Consider the following 23,006-nt stretch of genomic DNA (forward strand, 5'->3'; position numbering starts at 1 on the left):
CAGGCCCGTAGGCTCGGTAAGCGTAGCGTCACCGGGCAATAAATACCCCTTCATTTCCCCCGGTAAACCAGCGTATAATCCCGCTCCTTTTGTCTATTTTTTCTTCGGAAGCATTATGAGCGCTATTTCCCTGATCCAGCCGGATCGCGACCTCTTCTCCTGGCCCCAGTACTGGGCAGCCTGCTTTGGACCGGCGCCGTTCCTGCCGATGTCCCGGGAAGAGATGGATCAACTGGGCTGGGACAGCTGCGATATCATTCTGGTGACGGGCGATGCGTATGTCGATCACCCGAGCTTTGGCATGGCGATCTGTGGCCGCATGCTTGAAGCCCAGGGCTTCCGCGTGGGGATCATCTCCCAGCCTGACTGGAACAGCAAAGACGACTTTATGCGTCTGGGCAAGCCTAACCTGTTCTTCGGCGTGACCGCGGGCAACATGGACTCGATGATCAACCGCTATACCGCCGACCGTAAGCTGCGCCATGACGACGCTTATACGGCTGACAACGTGGCGGGTAAACGTCCCGATCGCGCGACCCTCGTCTACACCCAGCGATGCAAAGAAGCATGGAAAGACGTGCCGGTGATCCTGGGCGGCATCGAGGCGAGCCTGCGCCGTACCGCACACTACGACTACTGGTCTGACACCGTACGCCGTTCGGTGCTGGTGGATTCAAAAGCCGACATGCTGATCTTCGGCAACGGCGAGCGTCCGCTGGTGGAAGTGGCGCATCGCCTGGCACAGGGTGAACCGGTCAGCGAGATCCGCGACGTGCGCAACACCGCGATCATGGTGAAAGAGGCGCTGCCGGGCTGGAGTGGGGTGGATTCCCGCATTATCGATATGCCGGGCAAAATCGACCCTATCCCGCATCCGTACGGTGACGATCTGCCGTGCGCGGATAACAAACCGGTTGAGCCGAAGAAAGCGGAAGCAAAGGCCGTGGTGGTGCAGCCGCCGCGTCCGAAGCCGTGGGAAAAAACCTATGTGCTGCTGCCGTCCTACGAAAAAGTAAAAAGCGATAAAGTACTCTACGCCCACGCGTCGCGTATCTTACACCATGAAACCAACCCCGGCTGCGCGCGAGCGCTGATGCAAAAGCACGGCGAGCGCTATATCTGGGTTAACCCGCCGGCGATCCCGCTCTCTACCGAAGAGATGGACAGCGTGTTTGCTCTGCCGTACAAGCGTGTACCGCACCCGTCATATGGCAACAGCCGCATTCCGGCGTACGAGATGATCCGTTTCTCAATCAACATCATGCGCGGCTGCTTCGGCGGATGCTCCTTTACTCTTGTTTTTATGTATTTAGAGTTAAACTCTACTTTTCTATTTTTAGAATTCAAGCTATTCATCGTAATTGAGAGATATCCTTTTAATGTTCAGCAAGCCTGTTAAAAGCACTTTATCTGAACCGCGTTTTGCCTAAATCCTGCTCAATATATACTCTCCCTGAGTTCTGAAATCCTCAAATTCCCCAATCTTAAAGCATTGATACATAGATGATGTCAGATAATGCGCAATCATCTCACCGCCAATATGGATCCGTTCCGGGTGTGAGTATGTCGCCTGTATAGCCCTTTGTTCATTCATCATTACAGGAATTGTCTGCAACAAATCCCCATCCAGGATTTGGCACTCAGGTTTTACTCCTGTTCCGTATTGTAATTGCTCTGATTCGAAATCATGGACTGAGCGATAGGCGAACGAAACGATATTTCCTGTTTCCTCGCAAATTGCGAACTGATAAACACTGGTTGTCACCGTTGAAGAAGAGGGAATTGCATGGTCATGCTTGTATTGTTTCCACAGCCTCCTTAGACAGGCCGATGTATGATAATTGAGATTTTGTATACCTGATACGACCATTCTGGTTGATGCTTCAAGCAACCAGGTGTTAGAAAATCCACCTGCCCCCGTACCTGCTATGATGGTTCTTAGCTGGGGGATGTAACCTGCTTTGGAAACAAAAGATAACGGCTCCCCATTATCGGTGACGGCAAGGGTATCTGTTACAATCAGTGCTTGTGCTTCGTCTGTATAAAATATCAGTGATGACATATTTTCCTCATCCAGAAAAGACATTACATGAATCACAGAACAGGTCACTACAACCACGTGAAAGGGAGTCAGACCATTTTCCAGAGGTAAATATATTCTTGTGTTTGGACGCGTTGCGGTTCTCTGTAAAAAATATATAGCACAAACAAAAGTCCCCGCAGGGATAAATATAGTTATATGCGCTTTTTCTGCTGGCTTTTACAATTGAAAGTGACAGGTAAACGAAATGTGTTACAGGTTTCTTTTGCTTTTCGTTGGGTTCTGTATATGCGAATTTACCCTGTGTGTTATTTTTGCAATGGACTCAGGCTGTATTCAATCAATTAAGGTTTACTTCTGGCATTAAGATGTATCCGTTGCCTGTTTTTTAAGGGCACGGTTTGTGCCGGGAAATGAAAATCACATCTTAAGTTCTTCACTCAAAGGATTTGTGATGTTTATCACGTATGGTCCGGGTAACGTGTTGAGGTCAATGTATTGCATCGTGATGGTGTCGTTACATCTTTTACTTTCCTCCTGATTTGCATATTCACTCCCGGCAACCTGGTTGTTTGTTTTTTCTTCTTCCGGATTTATAGTGTAGGCATGAGGTGGCGTTTCAGGGCGACAGACTGTGAGGATAATCACTAACATTCATGCGCGTTATGGGCGTGTCAGCAAACTGGATGCAACAGAGCCGAAACTGAAATTTGAACCCGGATTTCTGTATGCTGAAATACCTTATATTAGCGGCATCCAGAATCGAAAACTGAGCCGATATGTACACTTTTATCTTATGGATAAAGCTATCCTGCAGGCCAGGGATTTAAAGCCTTTAGCCCGGGCATTTTTACGCTGGATAAGGTGGCTGGAGGATAACGGACTTGACCCTTTCACCCCGGGAACGTTGAAATACCAAAGCCCTACATATGGCTTCAGGGAGTATCTTCTGGGGGCCGTAAGGCAGGGGCGCATCGCCTCATCCACCGCGGCGGTGTACATCAGCGTTATCCGACGGTTTTACGTATTTCTGGGCAAGTGTGGTGAGCTGGCTGCCAGCTCATTTTTTACGTTGGTCGAAAAAGTCGTTGACGGGCGACGCAAGGTGATAAGTTCGGATCTTGCCATCAGGATAACCAGCACAACAAAAAGGACAATCAACCCACTGAATGATGCAGAGGTTCATATCCTGGATGAGGCACTGAAATCTGAGTCCGGGTTGTTCAGTTTAATGATTGTGCTGATGAAAAATTGTGGGTTACGGCTGGATGAAATGCTGACCCTGCCGTCGTCACTCTTTACTGAAGAGTACCTTGCCAGTGTCCCTGTATCTGAGTTGACCATCAGGGGGCTTCATATTGGTCCGAGATGCGGAGTTCATACGAAGTTTGGGATGACGCGAGAACTCTTCATCACCAGACGATTGTACGAGCAGGTTCTGGATTATCTGGCGGATGAGGAGTATGAAAAGAAGATCCAAAAATGGCGTGCACGACAGGGTGGGGAAGGGCGGCACGAGCCTTTATTTTTAATGGCAAACGGGAAACGGATGTCTGAAAAAGCCTTTTACTCCCGCTGGTACAGTTTTCGCCATCGCCTGGCCCGGTCTGCTCCGGGAAATGTGTTCAGACATAAACCCCATGATTTGCGGGCAACGTTTGCGACCCATTTTTTACGCTCGGCACTGAGTTGCTATCCCGATCAGGCCGCAAATGCGCTGGGTACAGTAAAATACTGGATGGGCCATAAAAGCGAAAATACGACGATGAAATACATCGTCTTTCTTCAGCAAAACCAGATTTCTGATGCAGTCGCCGGGGTCATGGACGCATTGATTGACGGTGCTGCAGGTCGCGATGGAGCCATATATGAGCCGGAGTGAAACGCAGATAACGTGGATGGCCGAAAATGTGCTGTCATGGGAGACGGTCAGCGGACACATCACTCAGCGGGATCTGAACCGATATTATTTACTTGACGTTTATCTTCAGGCTCATTTTTCAGATTATGTGTTGCTCCCCGGATGGTTTAGTGAACATTCGCATCTTGCCCGCCCTGAAAAACGCGATTTTATTGCCTCTCTGAAACGATTTCTTCTGTCTTACCGTCCCGCCGGAAGGTTAACCATTTTCCGTTATCTCAATATGTTTTTTATATGGCAGTCAGTCAATCAGTATGACTATGGCACGGCTGAAGGCGTTGAAATGTATATTAAACATCTCATGAACGATATTCGTCGGCGAAAAATTTCAGTCAGGATGGCAAGACACTACTTGTCCGTGGTCAACCGGTTTTTGCTTACGGGCGGGCAGATTCAGAGGCGGTATGAATATGAATTCTTACCGAAAGGAACGTATCAGCAGCAGGGAAGGGATAGCTATACCAGGAATGAACTTTCCGAGATCCTGAGGCAGTTGTCATCCATGAATGAGTTCCTTGCGGGATGTATCCGGGAGCATATCGCTAAATCGGAAAAAGGGGTGCGGCATTTCTCACCGTCTTTGCTGGCACCTGTTTATGAAGCGTATTTCCGGTATCCGGGAGAGAACGGGGTCAGCAGGGCAGAGATCATCATCAGGGACGTTCTGGAAAATTACTTTCTTACTTCTTTTTTTCTGTTCTGTTACCACACATGGGGAAACACCTCTCAGGTTCTGGGTCTGACGCGGGATGATATACATCTGGATGAAAAGGGTATCAGCACTGATTATGTTTATAAGGGGAGAGCGAATAAGTATATACGTCTGACGATAGGTAAATCGGAGTATGTGACCAAACGTGCGGGCTATTACTGGTTTCTGTCTTTTATCAGGCTCAGGGACGACATCGTTAACTATCTGGTTTCCGCAGATAACTTCCCTCCGGTACAGGCGCTGTTTCTGAGTGAGCCGCAGGTGAAATTCCGTAAGCTTTATTCTCTTAATCCCAGTCATCTGACTAAATTTTCTAACTCTGAGGGGGCGTGGGCCACGATGCGGCAGCTTAATCCCTCGCTTCCATCAATTACCGTTTCTGGCTTGCGCAAAACGTCTGAGCAGTATACGGACAGAACATTAAAGAATGGTCTGATTACGGCGGAAAAAGCACAGCATAACTGGGGCACTTACAGGCGGAATTATGCTGCAGGTAACCCACAGGGGGCGAAGGAAAACTTCAGTGCTGCACTTGATACGCTTATGAATCAGGGGATTGCGACACGTGCGTTATCCGAGCGGGTAAAAGTTGCTGATGAGCTGGGGATCGATCTGCGTGGAAGCGATGAGGGTGTGGATCTTTTATTGAATGGCCTGGGATGTCGATCGCAGGAGCCGCCTACAGATATTGAATTGCGCTTTATAAAAAAGCAAAAACGATTTGGCCGGACACCAAAGGCTTGTGCGGATTTTTCTCATTGTGTCGAATGTTCAAAAAGTTGCGTTGTGGAAACGCTGGAGTCTGTATGGCTCCTGCTGTCATTCAGGCATGCTATCGAGTATGGAAAACCGTTGTACATCGGTTCGGTCAATGCTGTGGAGCGTTATGAAACGTTACTCCTGAAGATTGATTTACGGCTTGGGCTGGTAGATGAGGCGATCCTGAAAAAAGCGCGCGTTAAACTTCAGCGAGAAGGTGTGGCTCCGGTATGGCAGATTTGAAGAAAAAAGAGGTAAGCCGTAGTCGAATGGCGGAGTTTCCTGCCGGAACGCCGCTTCGTTCAGGGGATGAGTTTCCGACTGAGGATATCATCTGTGAGGCACTAGAAAACAAAAGCTTTGAACGTCTGAATAACTGCCTGGTTATCGCCAGCTCAGATGAACATGATATGCGTTTTATCAATGAGGAGACGCTGAATATTTATTTCAGGGATGATGTCTGGACCAATCGCTATGTCAGAACCCATATTGGTGAAACGTTAAGAACCGTTAATTTTTCAGGCATACGGGATCCTGAACTGCGTCTTGAAGCCAAAATCATCTCAGCCAGCCTGCTCTGGATTGTCGGCAGGACCGCGAAGACGCAGTCCCTGATCCGGAAATGTGCAAACATTGTGGCGGGAGCCCGTATTATTGAGTCTATGGGGTATCGCAGTCTGTTTCAGCTTCGTTTTCCGCTTGTCCGGAATGCTTTCATTGTAAAGATGAAGGAGGAGGATGAGCACGGCAGGAAGCGTTCTGAAAGAACATTACGTAATTACTTTATGGACCTGGCGGATATCTCGCTGACAGGTCATACCCGTCTTCGAAAATACGGTTACTTTCCTGATATTAGCTTCGACAGTTACAACAGTGTGGATGATTCAAACCAGACATATTGTATGCCTTTCAGTCTTATGATGTCTGTCTGGGAAGGGCTGATTACTGAACTGGATGCTGAAATCAGTGATTTCGATTTTGACGGGTTTTCCCGGCTGTGCGCTATCATAAACGGTTTTTATGATTCGCCTTACTATACGTCGATGCTGGAAGCCCGTAAAAGAGGGACAGCAAAAAGCATACCGGATTACCGGGCCGCGTATTACTACAATATTGTTGCCGGGGAAATTCGGGCGCTTTTCGCGACACTTGGCCCCGGGATGCAGGGCTGGTTCTCGGTACATAAAAATAAGCGCTGGAGATCTGATTTTATTGGCGTTGATCACATAAAGCTGAACACCTGGCATTTTGAGCTGACGTTAAAAGTCATGAATGTGATACAGGCCATGTCGGGGATGAGACACAGCGAAGTGCTTGGCGTGATGCACGGTTCACTGATTTATGATGGTGATATCCTGGGACTTCGTTCGGTGTTGCATAAGTTCGCCCCGGAAGGTGGAAGTCACGAAGACTGGGTTGTTTGTCGCTATGTGGAAAAGCCTTTTCAGCATTTACGCAGAATTAATCAAATCATGACAGGCCTGGACGGGAAGACGCTGGACAATGTTCCATTGTCTTTAAATATCAGGTCGTGGTTCTCGGAGCAAAAACTCTCTTTTATGGGGACGCAGCGCCAGACTGAGTGGGCAAAGAAATTTGTGAAAAGACACCATCTGTTCATCCGACGTGACCATATTGATGAGTTCAGGCTTTTAAATCCAAACATACGTGATGATGAACGCGTTGCGATGGAGATTCGGGAGGGGGCTTTCTGGCCATTGCGAACCCATCAGTTTCGCCGTTCACTTGCTGTACACCTCAGGCGTCTTGATCTGATTTCTACTAATGATCTTATCCGGCAGTTTAAGCACTTAATCAGAGGCATGACGGAGTGGTATATGTCCGGTGCACTCAACGCTTCGCATTTTAGCCGGGCGATCCCTCAGGCATTCGCTGCCGAGATTGAGAGGGTTGATACCGAACTCTCAGCTTCCAGGGCTGTTTCTTATCAGCATGAAGGCCTGCTTTATGGCGAAGGCGGGAAGTTACTGATGTCCCAGAGAGGTGGGCACTTACATCAGATGACGTTTCCTACACTGAAAAAAGCGATGAGCATGGCTAAACGAGGCGGGCAAAAACTGGTATCTCTTGGAAACGGTTTTTATTGCATGAATGGCCATGACTGCGAGTTTAAGGCGGTTGTTCAGTCAGCGTCCTGCAATCCGGGATGTGAGAACATGCTGGCCGGAGCTGATTCTGTTCCCGTGTGGAAACGCAGGATGGCTCATTATGACAACCTTCTGGAGATTGCCGTGCGAAATAATGCTCCTCAGGCTGACAGGGATTTTCTGATGCTTGAGAGAGATTTTTATGCAGATGCTGTCCGTTTTTTTGAAAAGGATGAATAGAGCATGACGAACGAACAGTCGGGGGTTAAAAAAACACAGGCAAGAGCAGAGCAGGCCCTGAGGGAACTGATGTTATCAGGGGAGCGTATCAGCCAGTATGCTGTGGAAAAACGAGCGGGGCTGGCAAACGGCACCCTGAATTATAACTGTCCTGAGTACAGGCAGGTCAGGGAGGCTATCCGCAGTCTGAAAAAAACGTGCCAGGGCACCGCGCCGGTTGATGAGCAGGGCATTGAGCAGCAGATCAAGCTGAAAGAAAAGTATCGCCGTCAGAGAAATGAGCTGAGGGAAGAAATCAAAAAGATGATGGCTGAAAATGTAGAGCTGTTACATAACCTTATACTTTTACAGCAGTATGTCAGGGAGCTTGAACGCAACACCGGGAGGGAGAAAGGGGACGTCATTCCGTTCTCGGGTGGTGTCAGGGACTGAGGCTATACTGAACGGAAGGACGCGAGGTGAATCGCCACAGGTTTAACAGACACCTCAGAGTCATTTAAGATGACTTAAAGAGAGGTGCCCATGAGCGGTAAGCGTTATCCTGAAGAGTTTAAAATTGAAGCAGTCAAACAGGTTGTTGATCGCGGTTATTCTGTTGCCAGCGTTGCAACGCGTCTCGATATCACCACCCACAGCCTTTACGCCTGGATAAAGAACTACGGTCCGGATTCTTCCACTAATAAAGAACAGTCAGATGCTCAGGCCGAGATCCGCCGTCTTCAGAAAGAGCTGAAGCGGGTTACCGACGAACGGGACATATTAAAAAAAGCCGCGGCGTACTTCGCAAAGCTGTCCGACTGAGGTACGCCTTTATTCGTGACAACACCTATTGCTGGCCTGTTCGCCTGCTCTGTCGGGTGCTGGATGAACATCCCAGTGGTTTTTACGCCTGGCTTCAGCAGCCGCATTCACAACGCCATCAGGCAGACCTGAGACTGACAGGACAGATTAAACAGTTCTGGCTGGAATCGGGATGCGTCTATGGTTATCGCAAAATCCATCTGGATCTGCGGGACAGCGGGCAACAGTGCGGAGTGAACAGAGTCTGGCGACTGATGAAACGTGTCGGGATAAAGGCTCAGGTCGGATACCGGAGCCCGAGGGCATGTAAAGGCGAGGCCAGTATCGTGTCGCCCAACAAGCTCCAGCGACAGTTCAATCCGGATGCTCCGGATGAGCGTTGGGTAATCACAGCGTGGTTTCCTCAAACCCTCGCTGTGAATTAACTGAAATACTTCATTGAAGCTGTAACCAAACAGTTAACTGAAAGAATGAGCCCGCAGAGCATTGCACAGCGATGACACCATTTGTTGAGCTTCACCGTTTTCGCATACAACCGTCCGGAATTTGGAAAAGCACTGTCTTTTTGTACTGACCGATCATGATTAAGTGACACCTCTTCGAAAAAGAGAGCGCGATGAGCGATTAATATATGGCTCGAAAGACAATTATGTTGGGCTTTTATGACCGCTGTCAGAGGTATTATCTTACCCGGACGGCAACAGGGTCGGAATGTCATCAGCGGCACTGTAACAAGCTATCCGCCATCTTAAATATCTGCAGGTCCTTGCACCGAGTATGCACACCAACCGACAGAGTGATTTGACCCAAACTGGTGGATATTTTGCAAAACTATTAGCCTCTTATGACCGGTCTGCAGCCTGATATTGAGGAATTAGTGCGCTTTCATGGAATGCCTGCCGGGATCGCAAGTACGAACCCCCGGTACTGTTACACTGAATGTGCTCAGTCCTGTATCAGATTGTATTTTTCAGCAACTCAAGAACAACCCTTATTTTATCATTGTCACGTTTGTAGTACGTCCAGGGACCGATGCGCTGAGAAGTAACAAGTTGTGCCCGTTGAAGAGCTGAGAGGTAAAGAGAAACGGTAGACTGTGAGAGCCCGACCTTTTCCTGAATGATACTGACACACACACCGAACTCGTCCGCATCAGCATAAGGCTGATGGAAGTGTATTTTCGGTTCCTTGAGCATATGCAGAATTTTTCTTCTAACAGGGTTTCCCAGCGCCTTAATCACGTCATTCAAATCAATATCAGGCATAAACTCTGTCACTTGTCGCATTGAGGAATTGCAATGTTACGATACTTCTCTACGTTAAGCATCAGCTTTTGAAAAGCTGATGCTCATAAGAATGGTTAGCCAAAGGCGGGATAATCTGTGTAGCCTTTTGCCGTTCCACCATACATGGTTGTTGGATCGACCGGATTCAGTGGCCATTCATGATAAAGGCGCTGCGGTAAATCCGGATTAGCTATGAACGGGCGGCCAAATCCGATAATGTCTCCCCAGCCAGCACCGATAATCCGTTCGGCTTTTTCTTGCGTATATCGCCCGGCATACATAATTACACCGCTGAATAACTTACGGACTTCAGCTCTGAATGCTTCAGGCAATTCGGGAGCATCATCCCAGTCGGCTTCAGCAAGAGAAATATAGGCTATTCCGATTTCTTCAAGAATTTTAACGGCTTCGGTATAGGTTTCATGGGGATCATCTTCCACCAGGCCAAGATAGACCCTTACTTCATCCGTGGTCTGAAAGAGCGGAGCAAAACGGACTCCCACACGGTCTTTACCGACCACATCAGCGACAGCCTGCGTCACTTCGCGCAGAAACCGCAGCCGGTTATGTAATGAGCCACCATATTCATCCTCTCTTTTGTTGCTATGGGATGACATGAACTGGTTAACCAGGTATCCATTTGCACAGTGAATTTCCACACCGTCAAAACCGGCATCAAGGGCGTTCTGAGCTGCCCCGGCGTACATCCTGACAATCTCACTAATTTCCTCTTTTTCCAGTGCGCGGGGGCAGGAAGCGGTAGCCAGCGCACCCTCTCCCGGCCCGGTTTCGATGAATACCTTAACGTTTTCCCCTGCCGGTATCGCCGACGGAGCGACAGGCGAGGCGTTACATGGCTGCAGGGAGTTATGGGATACTCTTCCGACATGCCAGAGCTGGGCAAAAATGATGCCTTCTTTTTCATGCACTGCCCGCGTCACTTTCTTCCAGCCTTCCACTTGCCGTGAGCTGTAGATCCCCGGGGTCCACGCATAACCCTGCCCACGAGGTTCGATTTGTGTTCCTTCGGTCACCATAAACCCGGCACTGCTGCGCTGTGCGTAATATTCAGCCATCAGTTCGTTCGGAATATCACCCGGTTGTGAGCTCCGTGAGCGGGTTAAAGGCGGAAGTACAACACGATTCTTCAGGGTGTAGGGACCTAGTCTGGTGGGAGAGAACAGGTTTTTCGTCTTCATTACATATCCTGATATAGCGAATTTTCAATATCACTGAAACGCCATGTCTCAGCATTTACGACCTGGCATGTCGTCGTTCGGCCGATGTAGCCGCAGAACCACGACACTTTATTCCACATATTGAGATTTACCAATATCTAGATTTATAAAAATTATGATCGGATGAGCGGAACGGGGGGGTTGCCTGATGGCTCACAGAATCGGCATCATGAACCTAAATGGTTCTGATAATGTTATCGGAGATCCTGAACGGGAACGGTATGCGTCACGATTTTAATGACTATGTTGCATTCATGGCAGTAGCACAGGAGTGCAGTTTTTCACGGGCTGCTGTCCGCCTCGGGATCTCGGCATCCACGCTTTCACACACGATACGTCGTCTCGAGGAGCGCGTTGGCATGCCGTTACTTATGCGTACAACCAGGCGGGTGGCTGTCACCGAAGCCGGTAAACAATTATTACTGACGCTTGAACCCGGTCTTGCGCGCATTGAAGCGGGCGTGACAGCTCTTCAGAGACTGCGCCATACACCGGCTGGGCTGGTCAGACTTACGGTATCAGATCACATGATTCATGAATGTCTCTGGCCACGATTGTCACCGTTACTAAAAAAATATTCGGATATCAAGGTGGAAATGTCGCAGCAGAACGGTTTTGTCGACATTGTTGAGGGCAATTTTGATGCCGGAGTCCGAATTGGTGATGACATATTAAAGGATATGGTGGCCGTCCGAATCGCACCGGACATACGGTTTGTCGTCATTGGATCGTCCACCTATCTTGCAGAAAGAGGTCTGCCGCTACATCCCTCTCAGCTGGAAAAACATGACTGCATCAATATACGTCTGTCACCCACAGGCCCGCTGTATGGCTGGGAATTTGTCAGGCAGGGGGAGATTGTGAAAAAAGTGGACGGGCAGCTTACTTTTTCAAGCATTTATCCAATGCTTCAGGCAGTAAAAGATGGCTACGGCCTGGCCTACCTGCCGGAGTCTTCTGCCCTGGCGGGGATTGAGGCGGGACACTATTGTCGGGTGCTTGAGGACTGGTCAGAGGCTTTTCCCGCCGACATGATAATTCCAATAATGTCCATTACAGGCTCCGGTAAAGATAATACCGACACCTTACATGAGAAAGGCAAAAGCAATATAACCTGCTGTGCTCCGGATTTTAAGAATGAGCGGTTTACGTAGCAGGATGAGCAGTTCGAACCAGAAATTTCGTTACTATTGCTAAAGTAAAACCTGATGACCTCTAATCGTAACGGAGACCAATATGACTTCACAACTGAACTGGCAGGCCCCGGCTATCAATCGCAAAAAAGTAGGTGACATGACTGTGACCATGCTGAGTGATGGCTATCTGGACGTATCTTTTGAGCTGCTGTCTGGTATTGACGGCTCACGTGCCGAGGATTTACTGCAGAAGCGCGGTGTGCCAGCAGTACCCCGTATTAATATCAACGTCTACGTTATCCAGACGCCTGAGCGAACCATCCTGATTGACAGTGGTGCCGGAGGTATCAATGGCTGGGGCGGTCGGCTTCAGGTAGCCCTGGCCGCGGCAGGCATTGACCCGCTTCAGATTGATACCCTTCTCCTGACTCACGCGCATCCTGACCATATCGGCGGGCTTGCAGGCCCCCTGCAGACTCCCGTTTTCCGCAATGTTCAGCAGTTGTTTGTGCATGAGAAAGAACTCGCTTTCTGGCGTGATGAAACCATTTCCGCTGGCGCGCCTGACGCATTCAAGCCGTTCTTTGAAGTAGCAAGGAACGCCTTCAGCGCTTATGACGACAAACTGGTGCCATTCCGCGAGGAAGCGATTTTACCAGGTATTCAGACTGTACCGCTGTTCGGCCATACACCAGGACATACCGGTTATCTGCTGGGTGATGAAAAAGAGTCGCTGCTCATCTGGGGTGATATTGTTCACTTCCCGCACATTCAGGTTGCTCAGCCTGACGTTACTATCGCGTTCGACAGCGATCCTGCGGCGGCGGCGGCCATCCGTAGCAAAGTGCTTGACCGCGCAGCGAGCGATAACCTGGCTGTCAGTGGTATGCACTTCAACCTGCCTACTACCGGTAAGGTTATCCGTGAAGGTAACAGCTTCGCACTGAATTACGACCTGTGGTCACCCGCAGTCTGATCACCTTCCTTCCCGGTGCACACAATAGTGACCGGGAAGATCCCCTTTCATATCGCCCGACAAGAACCCACCTGCAATACTATGAATATCACTGCCTCACAAAAAAATGGCTCATTACTCTTGCGCCCTGGCTTTTTGTATTCCTCTGGAGTCAGGGTTTGTCGCAGCCAAATTTACCGTGCAGTACAGCGCGCCGTTTCATCTTTTATTCCTGCGTGGCGCATTTTCCTGTCTGGTCCTTCTGCTGCTTACACTGGGGTTCAGGGCCCGTTTTCCGTCCGGCAGAGGAATGGTTCGCAACCTGATTGTCGGACTTTTCCTGCAGAGCTTCTTTCTGGGCGGATGCTTTTATGCCATCCATCGTGGCATGCCGTCAGGCATTGTGGCGCTCATCACCGGCCTGCAGCCGGTACTGACTGCAATACTGGTTTCACTCATGCACCGTCAGTCCCTGCATCCCCGGAAATGGCTGGGTATTGCGATTGGCTTTGCGGGCGTTTTCCTGGTGCTCTCGCCAGGCCAGCATAGTTTTGCACTGGATCCTGTGGCTTTTGGGTCGGTCATGCTGGGGTTATTTGGCGTAACGATCGGAGCGCTTTATCAGCGCCGTGCTCAGGGAGATGGACATATCTTTGCGAACACGTTTTTACAGTACGTCACTTTGACAATATCGATGGGTGCAATTAGCCTGATGTTCGAATCTGCTCCGACGCAGTGGAGCTTATCATTTGCGCTGGGTCTGGGCTGGCTGGTTATTGGCGTATCGGTTCTGGCGATTATGTTGCTGATTTTTATGATACGAAGCGGTGAAGCAACCAAAGTCGCTACTTACTTTTACCTGGTTCCCATTCTCACGGCAGCTGAAGCGTGGTTGCTGTTTGGAGAGGCCATTACATTGCCCATGCTTGTGGGTATGGCAATAACTATAATCGGCCTGATTTTTGTCATCCGGGAATAGACAACCGCACGCGTCGCTGTATGCTTTTGTATATGGCGACGTATAATAGCGGTCAAAGTCAAATTCCGGATGAATATGCAAACAGTCAGCTTTTCCGATTCTCCCGTTGATGATCTCCTCGCTGAGCTTCTTACCCTGGCACGCTCCCGTTTTCCACTTCCCTGCGATTGCCTTCGCGCAGAACAGACGCATCAGGTAAAGAAGTTCGAGGTGGAAGGTGCGACCCTTTCCTTCCCGCTGGAAGGAGAATTCCGGTATCGTGAAAATGAGAAATGGCACCGGGTGATCCCGGGCGAGATTATGGTCGTCCCGAATGCCCGTAGCATCGATATAGAATATGCCCCTTCAGAACAAAGTGGTGAGTTTGTTGCCCTGAGCGTGGTGCTCGCGGAGGAACAGCTTGAAGCAGCCAGGCTGTTACTTGCCGCACCACCACCACAGGACACCGGCAGCATCGCAGCCATTTCCGTATCAGCTCTTCTTTCACCCCTTAACCGCTGGACAGCCGCAATGCGGGAAGGGAAGCGTCCGCTTTCCCTGCACGCCATGGTTGAAGTGGTGCTCTGGCTTTATGGCATGGGATACCATGCTTTGCTGCGAGCCCGGCAGCCAAGTCTGGCCATGAAAATCCGTCAGATGGTAGCGGACAAACCGGCTCATCCCTGGAGTGCTGCTGAAATTGAAGATCTGACGGGACTCAGTGGCCCCACGCTTCGGCGCCACCTGGCCAGTGAGTCAACCAGCTTACGCTCAGTTATCGCCGATGCACGTATCGCGGAGGCTCTCCGCCTGCTGATGACATCGACGCTGCCGGTAAAAACGGTCGCGGGGCGGGTGGGTTACAATTCACTATCGAGCTTCAGCAAGCAGTTTTCTGAACGCTATGGAATCGAACCTTCAGGGTTCCGCTGACTTCAGTTCGTTCAAGGTACACATTGCGTCCCTCGCACTTCAGTAACTTGCGTGGATCTTTCGAATATAACGGAAGATATTGGCCGGCATTGCGTGTAACCGGTTCAGGAGTTCTCATCGTGACGGGAGAGCTAAATCGGTACGGCTGTTGTTCTCAGCTATAAGAACAACTGAGTATCTGACCAGCTGTCTGGTGCTGGCAGCAGCATGCAGTGCAATCGGTCAGGCTCAAAGGAACTGACCTGATGTCAGGTTATAATTTCGGACACATCATAACCCCAGAAGGAGACAACTGTGGTTCATGTTTTCATTATCGGTGGTGCAGGCAAAATCGGCCAGCGTCTGTGCAGGATCCTTTCAGGTAGGGGGCATGCTGTTCGTGCCCTCTACCGTAAGCCAGAGCAGCAGGCATTGCTAGGCGAGCTGGGTGCTGAGCCCGTCAGTGGGAGCCTGACAGAGCTGGATGCAGCTGCGCTGGCGATGCACTTTGCAGGTAGTGATACAGTGGTGTTTACTGCCGGTGCCGGCGGTAAGGGGGGACAGGAGATGACCAATGCGGTCGACGGCGAAGGGCTGAAAAAGTCGGTAGCTGCCGCCCTCAGTGCCGGTGTGTCTCGCTTTCTGCTCGTTTCTGCATTCCCGGAGTCCGCACGGGGAGAAACCACTTCTGAATCATTCGAAAATTATATGCGTGTTAAAAAAATGGCCGATGTGGAACTAGCACAAAGCGAGCTTGACTGGGTGATCCTGCGCCCCGGCGCGCTGCAGGATAAGACTGGTACGGGTTATGTACGTGCCGGCCTGGCCATCCCGTATGGTAACGTGCCCCGTGATGACGTGGCGGCTACGCTGGCTGAACTCATTGAGCAACCTGCCGTCAGCCGCGTCATCATTGAGCTGACGTCTGGCGATGCTCCTGTCCGTGAAGCCATACAGAAGCTGGCGGGCCGATAAAAGGCAGCGCACGTACCAGCAGGCTGCAGGCCCCCAGGCGTTTACAATAAACTTTCCAGCCAGTCGGTAAACGCCCGTACTTTTCGGGAGAGATGGCGGTGCGGATACAGAAGTTACAGTTTGCGATTCGGGGACGTATTATCTGGCAGAACCTCTACCAACAGCCCGCGATCGAGATAAGGCTGCAAAAAAATATTCATGCCCTGTAGTATTCCCAGCCCCGCCAGGCCTGCTGCAATGTAGGCTTCTGAGTTATCCACGACAAGCCTGCCTGGAAGTTCAATTTCGGTGGAGCCCTCTGACGTCCCGAATGTCCAGGGCATAACTTGTCTGTTGCTGCTGTTAATCCAGTTGACGGCCTGATGCTGCTGCAACTCGTCCATTGTTTCCGGGGTGCCGTGTTGATCAAGATACGCAGGACTGGCGCAGGTCGTCATTTTAACGGTTCCCACCTCCTTTGCGATATAGTCGCCATCGTCCAGCTCCCCCACCCTCAGTATGCAGTCCAGGCCATCATGCAGCATATTCCGTCGGCGGTCTGAGCTGCTCAGGATAATTTCAATTCCGGGATGCTGGCGATAAAAATCAGGCAGGTTGGGTATAACAAGTAAAGCCGCAAACGCGACAGGCATATCTATGAGCGAATAGCGGGCGTCAAAATGATAGCGACAGGAAAGTTCTGCCATATTAAACATAACAACCCTTGGGCGCACCGCCGCAGGCGCCCTCAGCACGTTTCTGCGGCCTCCCGCCTGTTTCCGGCACCTTTCAAACGCCCCTGATGATTTCTGCGCGTCTGCATGGCTATGCAGTGAGATCTGCTCTCCACCGATTAGTGCATGCAGATTTTGGAAACGTCCAATTCTGGCACGAAGCGGTCACCCCGGCGGGGTGCAGTCCGCTGTCAGCGAAAACGGACATTGAGCCAATCAAATAATCTGTGCCAGAATTTGTCATTGAGGCTAGTACTTTCGAGTAGATCTATTTCCCGCCCGTACTCTTAAACTCATCTATCTCATCCTTCTACGACTTATTACCGGGAATATAAAACCCCGCCGAAGCGGGTTTGGTAATTTGAGTTTTTCTCAGGCGGCCATCTTTCTGCATTGTTCGGCGCAGTGATGACAAGCGCTTGAGCAATCCTGACAATGGTCATGTTCATGCTTTCCACACTCGTCACCGCACTTCTGACAAACATCAGCGCAAAGACGGCAAAGATCCTGGGCAGACCCGCTATTTAGTGTCATGAATTGAGCTGCAAGACGGCAGATATTTGCACACTGCATATCCAGTTTTATGCACTCGCGCATCATCTCCAGATTCTCTTCGTCGAGACACGAAGCCGCACAGTTATCACATGCCGTTGCACATAGATAACAGGCTTCGATGCATTTTTTGTATTCGTCTAACATAATTTCTCCTTAGCTAAGGTTACGTATTAAGCATGGAAGAGATAACTGATTATTCAAATTTTGAATTAGTTAATTACCTTTTCAGCATTTCATATCATTGATTCAAAGTGCATCTCTAGGGTTACCTAATTCACCTATGTCTACTTCTGGCACAATGCAGAAATGAGATAGATTTACTTTATCCGCTTCTCGCTCAAAGCTGTCCGTAATCCCTTGCCTGCTTAAAAAAACCGGATTAACGTGTGATGTTTTTACGTTTTCCAGGCAGCCTTCATCGGTAAGTACCTGTCTTACAGACTTCAATGCACTTAGTTAAGAAACATCCTAATCGTCCTTTCGCCGATCGCGAGATCTGTTATGGCAGCTAAACTCGATTGATACCCCAATCCGCGGGGCAGCATTTCCTTTCCGCACGCAAGAAGGAGAAGATCATGAAAGCAGTAATTTACAACGGTCCTTATGATGTAAAAGTAAAAGACGTACCGGATGCGAAAATTGTCCGCCCCACGGATGTACTCGTCCGCATCACCACCACCAACATTTGTGGGTCGGACTTGCACATGTATGAGGGCCGGACCAGCTTTGAACAGGGACGGATTCTGGGTCACGAAAACCTGGGTGAAGTGGTCGAAATTGGCTCAGGCGTTGAACGTATTAAGGTGGGCGACTATGTTTGTCTGCCGTTTAACGTGGGATGTGGTTTTTGCGAAAACTGTGAAAAAGGTCTGACCGGCTTTTGTCTCACTACCAATCCGGGTACGGCAGGCGCAGCTTATGGTTTTGCTGAAATGGGTCCCTGGGAGGGAGGTCAGGCGGAACTTCTTCGGGTGCCATTTGCCGACTTTAACTGCCTTGTTCTTCCCCCTGATGCGGCAGAAAAAGAAGATGATTATGTGATGCTCTCTGACATTTTTCCTACCGGCTGGCATGCAACAGAACTTGCCGGATTGAAGCCTGGTGAAAGCGTGGCCATTTATGGCGCGGGGCCGGTCGGTTTGATGGCAGCTCATTCGGCGATCATTAAAGGTGCTTCACAGGTGTTTGTGGTTGATACGCACACAGACCGGTTGGCTCTGGCTGAAAAAATGGGGGCGACGGGCATCAATGCTACTGGCGATGAAGCTGTACAAAAAATTCTCGACCTGACGGATGGACGCGGTACGGATTGTGGCTGCGAATGTGTTGGCTATCAGTGCTGTAACAAACATGGCCATGAAGATAACTCTGTTACCATGAACAGTCTTGTTGCGTCGACGAAAGCAACCGGGGGAATTGGTGTGGTTGGCGTCTTTATTCCTCAGGATCCGGGGGCTGAATCGGAGCTTGCCAGAGAGGGTAAGATGCCATTTGATTTTGGGAGTTTCTGGTTTAAAGGACAGGCAATCCGTACCGGCCAGGCGAACGTTAAGGCCTATAACCGTCAGCTGTCTCGCCTCATCCATCACGATAAAGCCAGTCCGGGCAAAATAATTTCTCATCGTCTTTCGCTTGAAGAGGCTCCTGCCGGATATAAGCACTTCGATGAGCGGGATGAAGGATGGACGAAGGTTATCCTTAAGCCTTAAATAGAGTTATCCGGTATGAGAAAGCAAAAACCGGGAAAGAATGTATGACTTTTGACAGGGTGCAATAAAATATCCTGTCAGGGCGTTATTATTCATACTTTCAGCTGCCAGGCGCTTCCATATCCAGACTTGTTCCCTGATTTTGCCGACGAGATAGCAAAATTAATACATTCAGGAGGAGGCATCTGCGGTTGATCTGTTCCGTATTTATTAACGCCCTGTGCTGTAAGTATTGTCTGCCTCTACCACATAGCAGACATGTGCGCAGGAACGGTCCGCTATGAGCGAAAAGCGGACTTCCGGTCCTTGCGCAAACTCCCGTTCCGAGAAGTTGCAGTTCACAAATCACCTGTTAAAGAAGGTATGGTAGCCCACAGCATTAATTTTGCTTCCATCTTCAGTCAGACTGGCCGGTACCGGCTTCCGATAAGTTTCGTCGGCTGAGGCCCGCTAAAGTAGAGAGGTCAAAAAATAACCTTGACGTACAATAATTTTCGATATCCAAACTGACCCCTAATTAGGTGGACACCTGATGACTGACTTAAAATTTCTATCACGCCAGCGTTACACATCCGCAGTCGCATCTTGCGGGGTTCAGCGGGGTGTTGCAGGCGGACGTGCACGTGCGGACGCCCTCTGACACCACGACCGAAGCGCTGTGCCGTATCGGCGAGCTGTATGGCATCGAGGCGGGCATCCGGGGCAAAAGCGCGGCGGAACGGCTGGCCATTCGGCAGGAAAAAGCGGTACCGCTGCTGACCGCGCTGGAGGGCTGGCTGCGTGAAAAGCAGAAAACGCTGTCACGGCACTCGGAGCTGTCGAAGGCGTTCGCGTACGCGCTGAACCAGTGGGATGCGCTGAAATTATACCTGCGGGAGATTACTGATACAGAACACGCCGGGAATGTGCCGCCATTGACGCAATGACGACACAGCCCTTTTTAACCGTTCCGTGAGAGTTCCCTGGCAATATACTGTGCGGTACGGCTTTCTTTGACCTGCGATACCTGTTCGGGAGTTCCTGCGGCAACCAGGCGTCCTCCCTCATGTCCCGCTCCAGGACCGATGTCGATAACCTGGTCTGCCTGAGTAACCGCCCGCATATCGTGTTCAATCATTATCACCGTATTTTCTGCATCAACAAGCCGCTGCAGCTGCACAAGGAGGCGGTCGGCGTCTGAAGCATGCAGGCCGGTTGTCGGTTCATCTAGGATATACAACGTGTGGCCACGTTGGCTACGTTGTAGTTCGGTTGCCAGCTTGATCCTTTGCGCCTCCCCTCCGGATAACTCGGTTGCTGGTTGTCCCAGACGCAGGTAGCCCAGACCAATTTCACTCAGCAGACGGAGGGGACGAGCCACTGGTTCTTCAGTCGCAAAGAACTGACTGGCTTCATCCACCGTCATATGCAGGACCTCCGCGATATTTTTGTCCTGCCAGCAGATCCTGAGAGTATCCCGGTTATACCGCGCGCCATGGCAGGTCGGGCACGGTGCATACACGCTCGGCATAAACAACAGCTCCACGCTGACGAATCCTTCACCTTCACAGGTTGCACAGCGGCCTTTTGCCACATTGAAAGAGAATTGACCCGCATCGTAATGATGGAGTTTGGCGTCAGTCGTTCCGGCAAAGAGCTTACGAACAGGATCAAACAACCCGGTATATGTCGCCAGGTTTGAACGGGGGGTCCTGCCTATCGGTTTCTGGTCAACCTGAACCAGACGCTTTACCAGTCCGGTATCACCGGTCAGGGTACCGTACGTTTTCTCCGTTACGGATGGCCCCTCAGCGTCGCTGGCTTCGGAAAGCACGTCTTCTGGCTCACCGCCAAGTGAAGAAAGCACCAGTTCCGGTAAGGCCTGGGCAATCAGACTGGATTTACCGGAGCCAGAGACTCCCGTCACGGCTGTCAGCACACCCAGAGGAATATCAACATCGATCCACTTAAGATTGTGGCGATGGATCCCCTGCAGTTTCAGCCACCCGGATGGGATACGGGCAAAAGATTGTGGTGGCCGGACTTCATCAAATAAATAACGCGCGGTACGAGATTGGGTGACGGCTTTCAGATCTTCAGGAATACCACTGTAGAGAACATGTCCTCCCTGTTCACCAGCCGACGGTCCCACATCAACAAGCCATTGCGCCCGTCGCATCAGGTTAAGATCATGTTCAACGACAAACACCGAGTTGCCGGCATCACGAAGGTTCTCAAGCGCATCGTAAAGCGCTTTACTGTCTGAGGGGTGCAGACCCGCAGACGGTTCATCAAGAACATAGACCACACCAAACAGCATCGAACTGAGTTGCGTGGCAAGACGCAGTCGCTGAAGCTCTCCTGCAGATAGAGTTGGGGTTGCTCTGTCCAGCGTAAGATAACCCAGCCCCAGCTTCTGCAACTGATACAACCGGGCCATGACACCACCGGTCAGCCGTTGTGCCGCCAGTCGTTTCTCTTCCGATAACGCCGATGTCCGGCAGACATCGGCGTTATCGGAATGGACCGCTTTTCCGGATGCAGCACGCTCTGTCAGATCCCGACGGGTGATATCCCTGTCGGCATCTGCGCCGGCGTGGTGGGCACTGAAATCCCCCCGGGAGATTGGAAGGAGCAATTCCGCCAGCTGGTCTAAGGGCATCTGCATAAATTCACCAATGTCCACACCGGCAAAGGTGACGGACAATGATTCTGACTTCAGTCTTTTCCCGTGACAGACCGGACACAGCTTGCCTTCCATAAAACGGGAGACTCGTTTTCTCATCAACGCGCTTTGCGTGCTGGCGAAGGTATGTAGCACATAACGACGTGCCCCGGTGAAGGTCCCCATATAACCCGGCGTCATTTTTTTCCTGACGGCTTCGCGCGTATCTTCCGGACTCAGTCCCGGGAAAACCGGTACAGTGGGGGTGTCTTCGGTAAAAAGGATCCACTGACGGTCTTCCGCTGGCAGATTTTTCCAGGGAGTGTCGATGTCATACCCCAGCGTCACCAGAATATCCCGCAGATTCTGTCCGTGCCAGGCCGGGGGCCAGGAAGCAATAGCCTTTTCACGGATACTAAGTGAGGGATCGGGCACCATCAGTGTTTCAGTTACCTCATAGATATGGCCCAGACCATGGCAAGAAGGGCATGCCCCCTGCGGCGTGTTGGGAGAAAAATCCTCGGCATACAGCATCGGTTGTCCGGCAGGATAAGCGCCCGCCCGTGAGTACATCATTCGCACCAGACTGGATAAGGTGGTCACGCTGCCGACAGAGGAGCGCGCGTTACTGGCACCGCGTTGTTGCTGAAGCGCAACGGCTGGCGGCAGTCCGTCAATGGCATCCACATCCGGAACCCCGACCTGATCAATGAGGCGACGAGCGTAGGGGGCAACCGATTCAAAGTAGCGCCGTTGCGCCTCAGCATAAATGGTGCCAAAGGCCAGTGAAGACTTACCCGAGCCTGACACACCCGAAAAAACAACCAATGCGTTGCGCGGAATGGAAACATCCACCTCTTTAAGGTTGTTCTCGCGAGCACCGCGAATCACAACTGAATTGTTGTCGTCAGTCAGGATGGGATGATAACCGAAAAGTTTCTTTGCCATAGAATTTCCTGTGCTAGGTGTGTCCGCTCTTAATAAGGCCACCTCTTGTGACGGTATCTGGTGTGCCGGACCGCTCGATCAGAAAGCCCGTCGAAAAAAGCGTTTGTGTGACTGGAAACAGATTGCTGAAGCTGGGCCCGGTGGTACCATGTGGGACACCGCTGAAGTTTCAGCGGTACCCTGCGGATCCGCCTTCTGTATGAGAACTGGCTGGCGGCGTACCCGGGACCGGAGATTTGGCTCCCGTGATAATGCGGGCTCCCCGGTACGCGACGCTGTGGTTCCAGACCCAGCTGATGGCGACACTCAGGCGGTTTCGGGTACCAATTAAAAAATACAGATGAATAATGCACGTGATTTCATATGTCATTTCCTTTCATTACAGTTTTAGACCC

General features: G+C 50.6%; 15 protein-coding genes and 4 pseudogenes. 13 read left to right on the forward strand and 6 right to left on the reverse strand.

Going from position 1 to position 23,006, the window contains the following annotated elements; all coding sequences use genetic code 11:
* Positions 1–115: 115 nt before the first annotated feature.
* Positions 116–1,291 (forward strand): annotated as a pseudogene (locus ACNQ0W_RS16545) (YgiQ family radical SAM protein); the annotation flags it as partial.
* Between the two features lie 135 nt (positions 1,292–1,426).
* On the opposite strand, the gene ACNQ0W_RS16550 reads toward ACNQ0W_RS16545, so the two are convergent.
* A complete protein-coding gene (locus tag ACNQ0W_RS16550) occupies positions 1,427–2,086 on the reverse strand; it encodes a hypothetical protein (RefSeq protein WP_223861955.1) in 660 nt (219 codons plus the stop codon).
* Between the two features lie 589 nt (positions 2,087–2,675).
* Here ACNQ0W_RS16550 and ACNQ0W_RS16555 point away from each other — a divergent pair.
* From ACNQ0W_RS16555 to ACNQ0W_RS16575, 5 genes and pseudogenes are all read left to right on the forward strand, one after another.
* The gene (locus ACNQ0W_RS16555) at positions 2,676–3,923 is read left to right on the forward strand and encodes a tyrosine-type recombinase/integrase (RefSeq protein ID WP_007897923.1); all 1,248 of its coding nucleotides are present in this window, start codon (positions 2,676–2,678) and stop codon (positions 3,921–3,923) included.
* Positions 3,910–5,676, forward strand: coding sequence for a hypothetical protein (locus tag ACNQ0W_RS16560; protein WP_032607906.1), 1,767 nt, complete (start codon positions 3,910–3,912; stop codon positions 5,674–5,676). The genes ACNQ0W_RS16555 and ACNQ0W_RS16560 overlap by 14 nt, the downstream gene beginning before the upstream one ends.
* Entirely contained in the window at positions 5,664–7,781 is a 2,118-nt protein-coding gene (locus tag ACNQ0W_RS16565) for a hypothetical protein (RefSeq protein ID WP_017384059.1), read from the forward strand. The genes ACNQ0W_RS16560 and ACNQ0W_RS16565 overlap by 13 nt, the downstream gene beginning before the upstream one ends.
* A gap of 3 nt (positions 7,782–7,784) precedes the next feature.
* Positions 7,785–8,213, forward strand: a complete 429-nt coding sequence (locus ACNQ0W_RS16570; RefSeq protein WP_017384060.1) for a hypothetical protein — start codon at positions 7,785–7,787, stop codon at positions 8,211–8,213.
* 90 nt (positions 8,214–8,303) lie between these two features.
* A pseudogene (locus ACNQ0W_RS16575) lies at positions 8,304–8,992 on the forward strand (IS3 family transposase); the annotation flags it as partial.
* Between the two features lie 546 nt (positions 8,993–9,538).
* Here the strand turns inward: ACNQ0W_RS16575 and ACNQ0W_RS16580 are convergent.
* Positions 9,539–9,847 (reverse strand): ArsR/SmtB family transcription factor, encoded by a 309-nt coding sequence (locus ACNQ0W_RS16580; RefSeq protein WP_032415288.1) that lies wholly within the window; start codon positions 9,845–9,847, stop codon positions 9,539–9,541.
* Between the two features lie 95 nt (positions 9,848–9,942).
* On the reverse strand, positions 9,943–11,067 hold the full coding sequence (locus ACNQ0W_RS16585; protein ID WP_023279877.1) for an alkene reductase: 1,125 nt from the start codon (positions 11,065–11,067) through the stop codon (positions 9,943–9,945).
* A gap of 260 nt (positions 11,068–11,327) precedes the next feature.
* Between ACNQ0W_RS16585 and ACNQ0W_RS16590 the strand changes: the two genes are divergently transcribed.
* From ACNQ0W_RS16590 to ACNQ0W_RS16610, 5 genes are all read left to right on the forward strand, one after another.
* On the forward strand, positions 11,328–12,260 hold the full coding sequence (locus ACNQ0W_RS16590; RefSeq protein ID WP_158002126.1) for a LysR family transcriptional regulator: 933 nt from the start codon (positions 11,328–11,330) through the stop codon (positions 12,258–12,260).
* 82 nt (positions 12,261–12,342) lie between these two features.
* The gene (locus ACNQ0W_RS16595; RefSeq protein ID WP_017384065.1) at positions 12,343–13,218 is read left to right on the forward strand and encodes an MBL fold metallo-hydrolase; all 876 of its coding nucleotides are present in this window, start codon (positions 12,343–12,345) and stop codon (positions 13,216–13,218) included.
* Between the two features lie 106 nt (positions 13,219–13,324).
* Positions 13,325–14,176 (forward strand): DMT family transporter, encoded by an 852-nt coding sequence (locus ACNQ0W_RS16600; RefSeq protein ID WP_023279882.1) that lies wholly within the window; start codon positions 13,325–13,327, stop codon positions 14,174–14,176.
* 75 nt (positions 14,177–14,251) lie between these two features.
* Positions 14,252–15,088 (forward strand): helix-turn-helix transcriptional regulator, encoded by an 837-nt coding sequence (locus tag ACNQ0W_RS16605; protein ID WP_023279881.1) that lies wholly within the window; start codon positions 14,252–14,254, stop codon positions 15,086–15,088.
* 294 nt (positions 15,089–15,382) lie between these two features.
* The gene (locus tag ACNQ0W_RS16610; protein WP_007897903.1) at positions 15,383–16,042 is read left to right on the forward strand and encodes an SDR family oxidoreductase; all 660 of its coding nucleotides are present in this window, start codon (positions 15,383–15,385) and stop codon (positions 16,040–16,042) included.
* Between the two features lie 41 nt (positions 16,043–16,083).
* Here the strand turns inward: ACNQ0W_RS16610 and ACNQ0W_RS16615 are convergent.
* Together ACNQ0W_RS16615 and ACNQ0W_RS16620 are read right to left on the reverse strand one after the other, a co-directional pair.
* A pseudogene (locus tag ACNQ0W_RS16615) lies at positions 16,084–16,680 on the reverse strand (LysR substrate-binding domain-containing protein); the annotation flags it as partial.
* A 447-nt stretch (positions 16,681–17,127) separates the two neighbouring features.
* Complete coding sequence (locus tag ACNQ0W_RS16620) at positions 17,128–17,454, reverse strand: four-helix bundle copper-binding protein (RefSeq protein WP_022649401.1); 327 nt, start codon at positions 17,452–17,454, stop codon at positions 17,128–17,130.
* 431 nt (positions 17,455–17,885) lie between these two features.
* Between ACNQ0W_RS16620 and ACNQ0W_RS16625 the strand changes: the two genes are divergently transcribed.
* Positions 17,886–19,019 carry a glutathione-independent formaldehyde dehydrogenase gene (locus tag ACNQ0W_RS16625; protein ID WP_022651297.1) on the forward strand — a complete coding sequence of 378 codons (1,134 nt, stop codon included), beginning with the start codon at positions 17,886–17,888 and terminating at the stop codon, positions 19,017–19,019.
* Between the two features lie 569 nt (positions 19,020–19,588).
* Positions 19,589–19,888: pseudogene (locus ACNQ0W_RS16630) on the forward strand (IS66 family transposase); the annotation flags it as partial.
* 71 nt (positions 19,889–19,959) lie between these two features.
* Here the strand turns inward: ACNQ0W_RS16630 and ACNQ0W_RS16635 are convergent.
* A complete protein-coding gene (locus ACNQ0W_RS16635; RefSeq protein ID WP_012561117.1) occupies positions 19,960–22,611 on the reverse strand; it encodes an excinuclease ABC subunit UvrA in 2,652 nt (883 codons plus the stop codon).
* Positions 22,612–23,006 lie beyond the last annotated feature (395 nt).

The sequence above is a fragment of the Enterobacter cloacae complex sp. 6730903 genome (genome assembly GCF_048283985.1).
Taxonomy (GTDB): domain Bacteria; phylum Pseudomonadota; class Gammaproteobacteria; order Enterobacterales; family Enterobacteriaceae; genus Enterobacter; species Enterobacter hormaechei_C.

Coding starts and splice junctions, on each gene's coding strand:
- ACNQ0W_RS16605 (WP_023279881.1), top strand. CDS start 14,252: ATGCAAACAGTCAGCTTTTCCGATTCTCCCGTTGATGATCTCCTCGCT.
- ACNQ0W_RS16585 (WP_023279877.1), bottom strand. CDS start 11,067: ATGAAGACGAAAAACCTGTTCTCTCCCACCAGACTAGGTCCCTACACC.
- ACNQ0W_RS16625 (WP_022651297.1), top strand. CDS start 17,886: ATGAAAGCAGTAATTTACAACGGTCCTTATGATGTAAAAGTAAAAGAC.
- ACNQ0W_RS16590 (WP_158002126.1), top strand. CDS start 11,328: ATGCGTCACGATTTTAATGACTATGTTGCATTCATGGCAGTAGCACAG.
- ACNQ0W_RS16595 (WP_017384065.1), top strand. CDS start 12,343: ATGACTTCACAACTGAACTGGCAGGCCCCGGCTATCAATCGCAAAAAA.
- ACNQ0W_RS16600 (WP_023279882.1), top strand. CDS start 13,325: ATGGCTCATTACTCTTGCGCCCTGGCTTTTTGTATTCCTCTGGAGTCA.
- ACNQ0W_RS16560 (WP_032607906.1), top strand. CDS start 3,910: ATGAGCCGGAGTGAAACGCAGATAACGTGGATGGCCGAAAATGTGCTG.
- ACNQ0W_RS16635 (WP_012561117.1), bottom strand. CDS start 22,611: ATGGCAAAGAAACTTTTCGGTTATCATCCCATCCTGACTGACGACAAC.
- ACNQ0W_RS16620 (WP_022649401.1), bottom strand. CDS start 17,454: ATGTTAGACGAATACAAAAAATGCATCGAAGCCTGTTATCTATGTGCA.
- ACNQ0W_RS16565 (WP_017384059.1), top strand. CDS start 5,664: ATGGCAGATTTGAAGAAAAAAGAGGTAAGCCGTAGTCGAATGGCGGAG.
- ACNQ0W_RS16580 (WP_032415288.1), bottom strand. CDS start 9,847: ATGCCTGATATTGATTTGAATGACGTGATTAAGGCGCTGGGAAACCCT.
- ACNQ0W_RS16570 (WP_017384060.1), top strand. CDS start 7,785: ATGACGAACGAACAGTCGGGGGTTAAAAAAACACAGGCAAGAGCAGAG.
- ACNQ0W_RS16550 (WP_223861955.1), bottom strand. CDS start 2,086: ATGTCTTTTCTGGATGAGGAAAATATGTCATCACTGATATTTTATACA.